This is a genomic window from Streptomyces sp. NPDC051173, assembly GCF_040689515.1.
GTDB lineage: Bacteria > Actinomycetota > Actinomycetes > Streptomycetales > Streptomycetaceae > Streptomyces.
Genome location: NZ_JBFBBD010000025.1, coordinates 76,328 through 87,806, shown reverse-complemented (window position 1 = coordinate 87,806; position 11,479 = coordinate 76,328). Strand labels below are relative to the sequence as shown.

Here is an 11,479-nt window from a genome sequence, read left to right as displayed (position 1 = left end):
GGACGGGCTGGTTTTCGCGGACCGTAGCCTTGATTCTGCAGCCGGGTGCGCGCATCCAGCCCGTCCGGCGTTTGAGGACACCGCGCGAAGCGTGGTCGGGGGTCTGGGGGTCTCCCCCAGTTTCGGGAAGGGGCGGGGTGGGGAACAAAGCCCGCCTCAAGCGACAACGCCCCCTCAACCGTTCAGGATCACGCCCCGCGTCGTCCCACGCGGACGATAGTCCCCTGACGCCGCACGAAGGGAAAGCGCCGCCAACGCCTCCGGCGCCCCGCGCTGCCCCCGGATGCCGGGAAACGCGTTGACGTCCACGATCAACGGACCCCCCGGCACATCGAGGAGGTCGACGCCGTAGACGTCCAGAGCGAAGACCTCGCCCGCCCGGCGCACCACGTCGAGCCAGGCCGGGGGCAGTTCCCCGGCGGCGACCGGCTCGGCCCGGCGGGCCGACGGCGGGGCGAGCTCCGAGCGGCGGACGGCGGCGAAGACTTCGTCGCCGATGACCCACAGCTTGTGGTCCCAGCCGTTGTTGGGGGTGTAGGTCTGGGTCACCACCGGCTCGTCCGGCCACTGTGCGGCCAGGGCCCGCAGTTGTTCCGCGTCGTCCACCCGGGCCACGAGGTCGTGCCGCCTGCTGTGGCGGCTCTTGACGACCAGGGGGTACGTCACGCCGCCCCGCTCGGCCAGGCGCGGCGGAGTGGTGGCCGCCGTGGTGGCGGCGAAGGGCAGTCCTGCGGCGAGCGCGGCCTCGGCCATGGCGGTGCGGTCCTGGCACAGTTCGGTCGCGTCGGCGGAGTTCAGCACGGGGGCGCCGTGCTGTTCGAGGTAGCGGGCGAAGGCCAGGGCGCAGGGTGTGCGGCTCTTCAGCAGATAGACGTCGGCGAGCGCCTGGGGCACGCGCGCCGGTGACGGCAGCACGGCGTGCCGGGGGTCGAGCGTCTCCACCTGGTGACGGGGCGCCAGGAGCGCGGTGGTGGCGGCCAGCAGCGGGTGGTCGGGCGCGGGTGTCAGCAGGCAGATCCTCACGCGGCACCGCCCACCCGCGCGGGAGCGGGCAGGTGCGCGGCGGCCGCGGCGTGCCGTGCGGATCCGGCGTCGGCCAGCCGCAGGACGGCCCACGCCACCCGGGCCACCGCGTCCGGCACCTGACGGAAGCTCGGGAAGTCGTTGACGTCGACGACCACCGGTCCGTCGGGTCCGAGCACCACGTCCACTCCGTACAGGTCGAGGCCGTAGACGGCGCCGACCTCGGTGACGATGTCCGCCACTTCGGTCGTCAGCGGCACGTGGCGTTCGCGGGCGGGCCGGTCGGGGTGCAGCGGCGAGCGGCGCTCGGTCGCGTACAACTCGCCGTCGACGCAGTACACCTTGAGGTCGACGCCCGAATTGGGCACGTACGACTGGGCTATCAGCAGGCCGGCGGGTTCGGTGCCGGGGGCGGGCAGCCGGTCCGGGGAGGGCACGAGGCGGACGGCGCGTCCGGAGCTGCCGTCGGCGGGCTTGACCACGAGGGGGTACGCGGCCGCGGGGATCCCGGCGAACTCCTCGGGCCGCGCGGCGGCGTAGGTCACGGGGACGGGCAGGCCGTGGTGTTCGGCCGTCACCGCCGCCAGCGCCTTGTCGCGCACCCCGCGGATCGCGCGGGCGTCGTTGACCGTGGTGAGGCCGACGGCCGCGGCGGCCTCCAGCAGCGTCAGGCCCGGTCCGCCGGAGACGGTCTTGAGCACCCACGCGTCGTGCGCGCCCGCGCGCACCGCCTTGGAGAGCTCGAGGAGGGAACCGCCCGGCCGCAGCACGTCCACCTGGTGCCCCCAGGCGGTCAGTTGGCGGATCACGTCCACCGGCATGCCGTCGCGCCGGTACTGCTCCTCCACCAGGAAGCAGAGTCTCATGTGGTGCATCCTCGTAATCCCCGGACGTCCGCCGATCCCGTCCGGCAGAACTGTGACGGCCCAGGATGTCATGGGTGTGCGGGTGAGATCGCCAGGGGCCGCGTCGATTTCACGGCAACCGGCCGACCGTGCGCGGGGATTTCTCCGGATCCGACCGACTGGTGGGGATGTCGGGCGATCCGGGCGCGGCACGTCGGTGAGCGCCGCCGCGGCGGGCGGACACACCATGTCGCCAAGCGGGCACGGCGCGTACGGGGGCGCGCGGCGAGGCTTGAGCTCCGGTCCGTGCGGGAAAGCTGTAGGGAAAAGAGGCAGCAGCGAGCCATGCCCTGAACCGACGGGCGAGAATAAATCGCTGTATCGCACATCGAGAACGAGATGAACGCCGATGGACGTCCACACCGACACTTTCCCCGATGCGACGGCGATCCCGGTCGCCGCCGTCGACGGACGAGGCACCGTCACCCTGTGGAGTCCCCTGGCGCAGCGCCTGCTCGGCTATCCGGCCGACGAGATCGTCGGACGACCGGCCTCCCGTCTGCTCGCCGCTCCCCTGCCCGCCTCCGCGCGCACGTCGCTGACCAGGTCCGCGCGGTGGAGCGGCAGCGCCGCCGCCCGCCACCGGGACGGCACCGCGGTGCGGGTCCCGGTCCGCGCGTGCCCCGGTCCGGACGGTGACGGCGGGGTCGGGTGGCTCCTGCTGACGGCCGCCGGGAACGGACCCGCGACCACCCCGGAGTCCGGTTCCGCGCCACTCAAGGAAGTCAAGGAACTCAAGGAATGGGCCTATCTCCAGTCCCCCATCGCCACGTCGGTCTACGACGACGAATTGCGGCTCGTGAGCGTCAATGACGAAATGCTCGGCGTGGCGGGCCACCCGGAAGCGGAGATGCTCGGGCTGCGGCTGGCCGACATCCACCCGGGCCCGCCCTTCGAGGACTTCGGCAGAATGATGGCCGATGTGCTGCGCACGGGAAGGCCCGTGCGCACGGACGCCGTCTTCCGGGCGCCGGGTGAGCTCCGGGAGCGCGCCTGGGCCTCGTTCTTCACCCCGCTGAGGGATCCCGCCGGGCAGGTGCACGGGGTCGCCCTCGCCGCCCTCGACCGCACGGAGGAGCACCGGGCGCGGCAGCGGCTGGCCCTGGTGAACGAGGCGGGGGCGAGGATCGGGACGACACTGGACGTGGCCCGTACGGCACAGGAGCTGGCCGACGTCACGGCCGGGCCGTTCGCCGACTTCGTCGCCGTCGAGCTGTTCGACCCGGTGCTCCACGGCGAGGGCGAGGGAGCGCGGGCCGCCGGCCGTCGCCGCCCGTACCGCCTCCGGCGATGGCCCTGACGCGGACCCGGGCCCGGCCGAGGCCCGCCCCAGCCCGCCGCACTCCCCGCCGGCCCGCGCGCTCGCCTCCGGCGAACCGTCCTTGCACAGCGGCGACGACCCGGCGATCCAGGCGTGGCTGTCGGACGCCTCCGCCGTGCCCGCCGCCGTCCGCGAGCGAGGCGTCGGCTCCGTCCTCGCCGTGCCCCTGAGCGCGCGCGGCACCACGCTGGGCGTGGCCGTCTTCATACGCGGCAGCGGCACCTACGATGCCGACGACCTGCTGCTCGCCTCGGAGATCGCGGCGCGGGCGGGCGCGTGTGTCGACAATGCCCGGCGGTACGCCCAGGAGCGCACCGCCGCGCTCACCCTCCAGCGCAGCCTGCTGCCGAGCCGGCTGCCGGACCAAGGGGCGGTGGAGGTCACCTCGCGGTATCTGCCGGCCGACGCCCAGGCGGGCATCGGGGGCGACTGGTTCGACGTCATCCCGCTGTCCGGTGCCCGGGTGGCGCTGGTGGTCGGGGATGTCATCGGCCGTGGTCTCCAGGCGTCCGCCGTGATGGGCCGGCTGCGCGCGGCGGTCCGTACGCTCGCCGACCTCGACCTGTCGCCGGACGAGCTCCTCACCCACCTCGACGACCTCGTCATCCAACTGGCGCAGGGCCAGGGGCCGAAGCCCGCGACGGCCGTGCGGGAGACGGGCGCCACGTGTCTGTACGTGGTCTACGACCCGGTGTCGCGGCGCTGTGCCATGGCGCGGGCGGGGCATCCGGCGCCCGTGATCGTACTGCCCGACGGCACGGCGCGTTCCGCGCACGTCCCCAGCGGTCCGCCGCTCGGGCTGGGCGGGCTGCCCTTCGAGGCGTTCGAGACGGAGCTGCCGGAGGGCAGCCTCCTCGCGCTCTACACCGACGGGCTCGTCGAGGGGCGCGACCACGGGACCGGTCCGGGGACCGTCAGGCTCCGTGAGGCCCTGACGGATCCGCCCGCGTCCCTGGAGCGGATCTGTGACGACGTGCTGGACACACTGCTGCCGGACCGGACGGCGCGGCCCGCCGACGATGTCGCGCTGCTGCTGGCCCGCACCCGGGCGCTGGGCGCCGATCACGTGCGGAGCTGGAGCCTGCCCGCGGAGCGGGCCACCGTCGCCGACGCCCGCAAGCACGCGTCGGAGCAGCTGACGGCGTGGGGGCTTGAGGAGCTGGCCTTCACGACCGAACTGGTCGTCAGCGAGCTGGTGACCAATGCCGTCCGGTACGCGCACGCACCCATCCGGCTGCGGCTGATCCGTGACGCGTCGTCGCTGATCTGCGAGGTCTCCGACGCCAGCAGCACCTCGCCGCGCATGCGCCGGGCCCGCGTCCTCGACGAGGGCGGCCGGGGTCTGCTGCTGGTCGCGCAGCTCACCGAGCGCTGGGGCACGCGGTTCACCGCGGACGGCAAGACCATCTGGGCGGAGCAGCCGCTGGCCGCCGCCTGAGCCCGGCGCCCCGGGTACGGACGGGGACAGGGCCCGTACCCGGGGCGGCGTGCGGAGGGTCAGCGCATGCGCATGCAGTCGCGCACCAGGTCGAGGTGGTGGGCGACGAACGGCCGGGCCGCGCGGGCGGCTCCCCGCACCTCGTCGTCCTTCCCCGACTTGACCTCGTCGTCGATGAGCTTCAGCACCATGACGTGGCCGGTCTCCTGGGCCTTCAGCCACAACTTGTCGTAGTCGCGGGTGCCCGCCCGTTTCCTGAGGTCCGTCATCTCCTGTTGCTGTGCGGCCGTGACCTCCTTCGGCAGCGTGACGCTCAACCGTTTCGCGAGCGCCCGGAGCGACTCGTCCATGCGGGTGTGGTCGCTGACGAGCACCTCCCCGGTCTCCTTGGTGCACCGCATGACGGCGTGCCGTCCGGCGTCCTTGCCGGCCGCGATCTCCGCCATGTTGCCCAGGTGAGCCGCTGTCAGGAAGGCGTCGTCGTGCTCGCACTCCGTGGCGAGGGCCGTCCCCGCCGATGCCGCCGCCAGGGCGAGGGCCACCACCGCGGTTCCGGCCCGGTGTCGCATACGCATCGTTAGCTGCTCCGTTCCTCGTGTGCCCACGGCGCCCCTCGGCACCGTGGGCCGGGTTCTGGCCGGGGCGTACGGACCGACGCCCCTTCGAGTCGATGCCTGCCCCGGGCCGTGGCCGCGCCACCCGCGGGGCGTTCGCAGTCCGTCCCAATGGAGCAGCGCCGCGTCAGGAGCAGGTGGAGCGGTCCGGCGGCAGCGTGCCGTCGAGCAGGAAGACGTCGATGCGCTCGTTGACGCACGTGGCGTCCTGGGTGCCGTAGACGCTGTGGCCGCCGCCGGTGTCGGTCATGGTCACGGCGGAGCCGACCGCGGCCGCCATCCTGGGCAGCCACTGGACGGGGGTGGCGGGGTCGTATTCGGTGGTGTGCATGAGGATCTTGGGGGCGCCGGCGGCGCGTACGTCGTGCGAGGTGTCGTCCCCGGCCTGGGGCCAGCCGGTGCAGGTGGCCATGCCCGCGGCCATGAAGGGGCCGAAGACGGGCGAGGCCCGGACGAAGTCGTCGTAGGCGGCGACGACCTGCCGGGCGCTGTAACGGCCCGAGGTGTCGGCGCAGTTGATCGCGGTCATGGCCTCCTCCACCTTGTCGTGGACGCCGTTCTCCCGCTTGCCGCCCGCCCCGTCGGCCGCCGCCCTGCCCAGTGCCGCGGCCTCGCCCGGGTGGACGTGGTAGATGATGGCGGCCAGCAGGTTGGGGGTCTCGGGCAGGCTCTCCCGGGAGCGCAGCAGGCCCATGGTCTCCTCGATGGCGCCTTCCCGGTCGAGCTTCCGGCCGCCCGGCCAGTCGATCGGCTGGTCGTCGAGGTCGTCGAAGGCCCTGGCGACGTTGGCCATGGCCTTGTCGGTGTCGGAGCCGAGCGCGCAGTCCTCCTCGCCGCGGGCGGTGCACGTCTCGACGGCGTGGCGCAGCGCCCGCTGGTAGGCGGCCGTCTGGGCGAGGGTGGAGTCCTTGAGGTTGGGGGCGGGCTCGTCGACGCCGTCCATGACCATGCGCCCGACCTTCGAGGGGAAGCGGTGGGCGTAGACGGCTCCCAGCTTGGTGCCGTAGGAGAAGCCGAGGTAGTTGAGCTTCCCCTCGCCGAGCGCCGCGCGGAGCACGTCCACGTCCCGGGCCGTGTTGACAGTGCCGACGTACGGGATGATGTCGCCCGCCGTCCGTTTGCAGCGCTGGAGTGCCTTCTCCTGCGCGGCGATGAAGTCGGCCATCCCACCGGGGCCCGAGAGGTCCGGGCCGGGCGGGGGATCGGCCGCGCCGCCCCCGCCGCCGCAGAGCACGGGGGAGCTGGCGCCGACGCCGCGGGGGTCGAAGGTGACCAGGTCGTAGCGGGTGCCGGCCTTGCTGAAGCCGTCGGGGCCGTACTCCTTGAGCTGTCTGAGCCCCGATTCGCCGGGGCCGCCGAAGTTCAGGACGAGCGAGCCGCCGCGCTCGTCCTGGTTCTTGGTGCGGTAGCGCATGAGCGCGAGGCTGAGCCCGCCCTTGCCGGGGTCGGCGTAGGTGTACGGGACCTTGAGCCGGCCGCACTCGGCCGCGGCGTCGGCCTTCGCGGTCTCCTCCTTGACCGCCTTGTCCGTCTCCCCCGAGCACGCGTGCCAGGTGATCTTCTGCTCGTAGTAGGCCGAGAGGTCCGGCTCCCCGGCGGCGGCGTGGCCGGAGGCGGTGCAGCCCGCGAGTCCGGGGGCGAGCAGGACGGCGGCCGCGAGGGGGGCGGCCGCCTTGGCGACGCGCGGAAGACGGGTCGAGCACGGGGGACGGCGTACGGACGTCATGTCAGGGACGGTATTTCGCGGTCTGACGACCGGCTTTCCGGAAGGGGCGTCCGGGTGACATCGTCGGCGTGCCGCCGTGCGGATCAGCCGTCGAGCGCCCGTTCCAGCGCGGTGAACGCGCCGTCCAGATACTCCCGCTGACTGTCGATGATGTCGTCCGCGTGCTCGCCCGCGAGCAGTCGCGCGGCGGCGGTGACGTACGCCGTGCGGTAGGCGCCGACGGTGAGGGTGGCGACGAGGCGCGGGCGGGGGTCTCCGGGCGGGGCGCCGGTCGTCGTGGCGACGGCCTCGGTGAGCGCGTTCTCCAGTTCCTCGACGCCTTCGCGGGCGCGGGCGCGCAGGGCGGGCGAGTCCAGGACGATCCGCCAGAACGCCGGGAAGCGGTCGCCGACGGCGCCCAGCGGGTGGCGCCGGTCGAGGAGTTCGAGCAGCAGCCGGTGCACGGCGCCGACCGGCGTCTCGTCCTGGCGCCGGTCGCGGACGGCGCGGGTGAAGAGCTCGACGGCTTCCGGGATGCGGTCCAGGAAGAGGTCCTCCTTGCGCGGGAAGTAGTTGAAGACCGTCATCGTGGAGACCTCGGCCGCCTTGGCGACCTCGGCGACGGTCACGTTGTCGAAGCCGCGCTCGGCGATCAGCACGGTGGCCACGTCGGAGATCCGCTGCCGCGTCCGGCGCTTCTTGCGTTCGCGCAGGCCGAGTCCCCGGCTCTCCTCGTCCTCGGCCATGAAGTCCTCACTCATGGAAAAAATAGTACCCACCCAAAATTTTTAGCGACTACAGTTTTACTCATGGACTACGACGTGGTGGTGGCAGGAGCCGGCCCCGTGGGGCTGATGCTGGCGTGCGAGCTGCGGCTCGCGGGGGTGGGCGTGCTCGTCGTCGAGCGGCTCACCGAGGTGGACACGACGATCAAGGCAGGGGCGATCAACTCACCGACCGCCGAAGCCTTCTACCGGCGCGGACTGCTGCCCGCGCTGAGGGAGATCCAGGAACGGAGCCTGAGCGGTGTCACGTCCTTCGCCCGGCAGCGGGTGACCGGCGGAGACGCGGCGCCCGCGCGGGCGCCGAGGTTCGCCGGGCACTTCGCGGGCATCATGCTGAGCGCGGACCTCCTGGACGAGACCGACCCCGACCTCGACGCGGCGGGTCCCGCGGGCGAGGTCGGCCTCGTCCCCCAGGAAGCGCTGGAGCGGCTGCTCGCCCGGCACGCGGCGGAACTCGGCGTCGAGGTGCGCCGCGGTGCGGAGCTCACCGGCCTCGACGCGGCCGGTGACCACGTGACCGTGCGCCTCGGCGGCGAAACAGTGCGCGCGGGCTGGCTCGTGGGCTGCGACGGCGGCCGCAGCGCGGTCCGCAAGCTCGCCGGGTTCGACTTCCCCGGCACCGACCCCGGGATCACCGGCCACCAGGCGATCGTCGAGATGGAGGGCGCCGAGCGGCTGGGGTCCGGCTGGAACTGGACGCCCGGCGGGACGTACGCGCACGGCCCGTTCCCCGGCCGCATCCTCACCGTCGAGTTCGACGGCCCCCCGGCGGACCGCGACGCGCCCGTCACCGCCGAGGAGTTGCAGACGAGCCTGCGGGCCGTGTCCGGGGTGGACGACGTCACCGTCACCAAGGTGCGCTCCGCCACCCGCTTCACCGACAACGCCCGCCAAGTGAGCGACTACCGCAAGGGCCGCGTCCTGCTCGCGGGCGACGCCGCGCACGTCCACTCCCCCTTCGGCGGCCAGGGGCTCAACCTCGGGATCGGCGACGCGGTGAACCTCGGCTGGAAGCTGGCCGCCACGATCCAGGGACGGGCGCCCGAGGGGCTGCTCGACACCTACACCGCCGAGCGGCACCCCATCGGGGCCTGGGTGCTCCAGTGGACGCGGGCCCAAGTCGCGCTGATGCGGCCGGAGTCGCACGCGGGCGCCCTGCGCGACGTGGTCGCGGAGCTGACCGGCACCGTCGACGCCACCACGTACTTCGTCAAGAAGATCTCCGGGGTGTGGCAGCGCTACGCCATCCCCGGCGACCACCCGCTGGTCGGGCGCAGCGCGCCGGACCTCGAACTCGCGGACGGCAGCCGCCTGGCGGACCATCTGCACGACGGGCACGGCGTCCTGCTCGACCTCACGGGATCGGACGCGCTGCGGGCCAGGGCGGAGGGCTCGGTCCCCGTCGTCACGGCGCGTTCCGCATCCGACCTCGGCGGGCTGCTCGTACGGCCGGACGGGATCGTCGCGTGGGCGGTGTCCGACGCGGCGGAGTCGCTGGACGCTCTCGACGCCGCGCTGGCGCGGTGGTTCCTCCCCCACGCGCGCGCGGAGGCGCGCCTCGCTCCGGCCTCCGCGGGCCCGTCCGGCGGTTGAGCCCGGTCACGGCGCCGGGGCGACCTCGTGGTCGTCGTCGCACTCGGGCAGCGTCAGGACGGTCACCGCGCCGCCGTCCGCCGCGTTGGCGAACGTCAGCCGCGCCTCGATGATCCTCGCCTGGCCGGCCGCGATGGTCAGACCCAGGCCGTGCCCCTTGCCGCCGGAGCCCGTCGGTTCCGTGCGGAACCGCTGCGGGCCGTGCTCCAGGAGGTAGCCGGGGTAGCCCTCGCCGTGGTCGCGGACGGTGATCACGGGGCCGTCCACGGTGAGGGTGACGGGCGGGCGGCCGTGCCGGTGGGCGTTGGCGAGCAGGTTGCTGAGGACGCGTTCGAGGCGGCGCCGGTCGGTCACCACGCAGGCGTCGCGCACGACGCGCACCCCGGCGTCGAGGCCGGAGGCCCGTACGGCCCGCTCGGCCAGCTGCCCCAGCTGGTGCTCGTCGAAGTCGGCCTGTTCCGTGAGCGAGTCCAGCCGGGAGATCTCCAGCAGGTCCTCGGTGAGCCGGCGCAGCGCCTGCACGCGGTCGCGCACGAGCTCGGTGGGGCGCCCGGGCGGCAGCAGGTCGGCCGACGCCTGGAGGCCGGCGAGAGGGGTGCGCAGCTCGTGGGCCACGTCGGCGGTGAACCGCTGTTCGCTCTGGAGCCGTTCCTGGAGGGTGGCCGCCATCGCGTCGAGCGCCGCGGAGACGGCGGCCACCTCGTCCTGCGGCTTGGAGAGGTCGGCGGTGCGCGGGTCGGCGACCCGGGCGTCGAGGTCGCCCGCACTGATGCGCCGCGCCACGTCGGCGGTGCGGTGCAGCCGGCGGGTGACCCGGGAGACGGCGAAGACGCCGACGAGCAGGGTCCCGCCGATCGCCAGCGTCGAGGAGCCGATGATGGCGCGGTCGAGTCCCTCGATGGTGGCGGCGCTGTGGCGGTAGTCGAGCCGGCTGGCGAGTACCCCACCGGCCGCGGGGGTGGCGGCCCACATCGTGGCCACGCCGTGGTCGTCGCCGAGGGCGGTGCCCCGGCGGCCGCGCAGCGCCAGATCCCGCAGCCCCGGCGGGAGTTCGGGCGGGTTCAGCGATGCCTGGTGGTGCACGGGGTCGCCGACGGAATAGGCGCGGGCGGCGGAGTCGAGCCGCTCGAGCGCCTCGACGCGGGCCTGGTGGACGGTCTGCCGGGTGACGATGACGTGCACCAGGATGCCGAGGACCGCGGCGACGACACAGCACATGACGGCGAGGAAGAGCGTGAACTTCCCGTACAGCGAGCCGAAGCGGGAGATCCTGGGCAGCCGTGGCGCGCGGAGGCCGGCCCTCATCGCCGGGTCTCCGTCGGGCGCGGGGCGGTGGTGGCCTCGACGCGGCGGATCTCGTCGCTCTTCAGCTCCATGTAATGCCGGTGGGAGTCCCAGGAGTAGACCGAGCGCACGGCGTAGTGCGGGGTGTCGGACGGCTCCCAGACGATCACGTCCCGGCCCGCCACCTCGATGGACGAGGGCCGTACGACGGTGGACATCACGCGGGTGAGCTCGCCCTTGTCGAGGGTGTAGCAGCGCAGCCCCAGGAGGTGGTCGGCCATCTCGATGCCGACGATCAGGTCGTCGTGGCCGTCGCCCGTGAGGTCCCGGTAGACGGGGGTGCGGATGGGGCAGTTCCGCTCCGCCTCCGAACAGGAGGCGATCCTGGCCGCGGTCTCCTCGTCCAGCCCGTCGGCGCCGGTGACGTCGTGCCGGTGGGCGGCGACCTCGGCCTTGACCACGGCGTAGGGGTCGACCTTCCGGATGTCCCCGGAGGGTACGGCAGGGATGCCCGGGACGCGCGTGGCGGTGACGTCGTCGCGCTGCTCACCCGTCGGGACGGGGGCCGGGGTCCGCTCGGGCCAGAGCTGGGCGGGGGCCGCGACGGGGGCCGTCGTGCCGGCGGCGACCGGCTCCCCCGCGACCTGGCACCCCGTCCCCGCGGCCGCCAGCGCCATGAGCGCGAGCGCCCACAGGGGTCGCCTGAAGCGGGTGCGTCGGGGGCGGACGGCTCCGGTCACTGCTGGGTCCATGGTCGTGGGGCGTGCGGCTGCGGACACCACGATGTTATGCGAGTGCCGCGCGTGGCGGC

The 11,479-nt window shown here is 73.8% G+C and carries 10 protein-coding genes and 1 pseudogene; 4 read left to right on the top strand and 7 right to left on the bottom strand.

Annotated features, from left to right (window positions below; all coding sequences use genetic code 11):
- Window positions 1-174: 174 nt before the first annotated feature.
- Complete coding sequence (locus tag AB0435_RS16285) at window positions 175-1,023, bottom strand: alpha-L-glutamate ligase (RefSeq protein ID WP_366427265.1); 849 nt, start codon at window positions 1,021-1,023, stop codon at window positions 175-177.
- Window positions 1,020-1,889: a hypothetical protein gene (locus tag AB0435_RS16280; protein ID WP_366003704.1), complete on the bottom strand. Its 870-nt coding sequence runs from the start codon at window positions 1,887-1,889 to the stop codon at window positions 1,020-1,022. Before AB0435_RS16280 ends, AB0435_RS16285 begins: the two co-directional genes overlap by 4 nt.
- Before the next feature lie 388 nt (window positions 1,890-2,277).
- Here AB0435_RS16280 and AB0435_RS16275 point away from each other — a divergent pair, with 388 nt between their 5' ends.
- The 3 genes and pseudogenes from AB0435_RS16275 (at window position 2,278) to AB0435_RS16265 (ending at window position 4,687) form a co-directional block, all read left to right on the top strand.
- Entirely contained in the window at window positions 2,278-3,228 is a 951-nt protein-coding gene (locus tag AB0435_RS16275) for a PAS domain-containing protein (protein WP_366003705.1), read from the top strand.
- A gap of 61 nt (window positions 3,229-3,289) precedes the next feature.
- Window positions 3,290-3,466 (top strand): annotated as a pseudogene (locus tag AB0435_RS16270) (hypothetical protein); the annotation flags it as partial.
- Window positions 3,443-4,687: an ATP-binding SpoIIE family protein phosphatase gene (locus AB0435_RS16265; RefSeq protein WP_366427266.1), complete on the top strand. Its 1,245-nt coding sequence runs from the start codon at window positions 3,443-3,445 to the stop codon at window positions 4,685-4,687. The pseudogene AB0435_RS16270 and the gene AB0435_RS16265, both read left to right, overlap by 24 nt.
- A 59-nt stretch (window positions 4,688-4,746) precedes the next feature.
- Here the strand turns inward: AB0435_RS16265 and AB0435_RS16260 are convergent, their stop codons facing one another.
- The 3 genes from AB0435_RS16260 to AB0435_RS16250 all read right to left on the bottom strand — a co-directional run bounded on the left by AB0435_RS16260 (window position 4,747) and on the right by AB0435_RS16250 (window position 7,767).
- Window positions 4,747-5,262, bottom strand: a complete 516-nt coding sequence (locus AB0435_RS16260; protein WP_366003707.1) for a DUF4142 domain-containing protein — start codon at window positions 5,260-5,262, stop codon at window positions 4,747-4,749.
- Window positions 5,263-5,428: 166 nt separating this feature from the next.
- Window positions 5,429-7,027 carry an alpha/beta hydrolase gene (locus AB0435_RS16255; RefSeq protein ID WP_366427264.1) on the bottom strand — a complete coding sequence of 533 codons (1,599 nt, stop codon included), beginning with the start codon at window positions 7,025-7,027 and terminating at the stop codon, window positions 5,429-5,431.
- 83 nt (window positions 7,028-7,110) lie between these two features.
- Window positions 7,111-7,767: a TetR family transcriptional regulator gene (locus AB0435_RS16250; RefSeq protein ID WP_366427263.1), complete on the bottom strand. Its 657-nt coding sequence runs from the start codon at window positions 7,765-7,767 to the stop codon at window positions 7,111-7,113.
- A 48-nt stretch (window positions 7,768-7,815) separates the two neighbouring features.
- Between AB0435_RS16250 and AB0435_RS16245 the strand changes: the two genes are divergently transcribed.
- Window positions 7,816-9,384, top strand: a complete 1,569-nt coding sequence (locus AB0435_RS16245; RefSeq protein ID WP_366003710.1) for an FAD-dependent oxidoreductase — start codon at window positions 7,816-7,818, stop codon at window positions 9,382-9,384.
- A 6-nt stretch (window positions 9,385-9,390) separates the two neighbouring features.
- Here the strand turns inward: AB0435_RS16245 and AB0435_RS16240 are convergent, their stop codons facing one another.
- Window positions 9,391-10,689, bottom strand: coding sequence for a HAMP domain-containing sensor histidine kinase (locus tag AB0435_RS16240; RefSeq protein ID WP_366427262.1), 1,299 nt, complete (start codon window positions 10,687-10,689; stop codon window positions 9,391-9,393).
- Complete coding sequence (locus tag AB0435_RS16235; RefSeq protein WP_366003712.1) at window positions 10,686-11,408, bottom strand: hypothetical protein; 723 nt, start codon at window positions 11,406-11,408, stop codon at window positions 10,686-10,688. The genes AB0435_RS16240 and AB0435_RS16235 overlap by 4 nt, the downstream gene beginning before the upstream one ends.
- Window positions 11,409-11,479: the final 71 nt, after the last annotated feature.

Bases quoted from the DNA above. Each gene is read 5' to 3' on its own strand.
- AB0435_RS16280 (WP_366003704.1), bottom strand. From the start codon at position 1,889: ATGAGACTCTGCTTCCTGGTGGAGGAGCAGTACCGGCGCGACGGCATG.
- AB0435_RS16275 (WP_366003705.1), top strand. From the start codon at position 2,278: ATGGACGTCCACACCGACACTTTCCCCGATGCGACGGCGATCCCGGTC.
- AB0435_RS16260 (WP_366003707.1), bottom strand. From the start codon at position 5,262: ATGCGTATGCGACACCGGGCCGGAACCGCGGTGGTGGCCCTCGCCCTG.
- AB0435_RS16255 (WP_366427264.1), bottom strand. From the start codon at position 7,027: ATGACGTCCGTACGCCGTCCCCCGTGCTCGACCCGTCTTCCGCGCGTC.
- AB0435_RS16250 (WP_366427263.1), bottom strand. From the start codon at position 7,767: ATGAGTGAGGACTTCATGGCCGAGGACGAGGAGAGCCGGGGACTCGGC.
- AB0435_RS16245 (WP_366003710.1), top strand. From the start codon at position 7,816: ATGGACTACGACGTGGTGGTGGCAGGAGCCGGCCCCGTGGGGCTGATG.
- AB0435_RS16240 (WP_366427262.1), bottom strand. From the start codon at position 10,689: ATGAGGGCCGGCCTCCGCGCGCCACGGCTGCCCAGGATCTCCCGCTTC.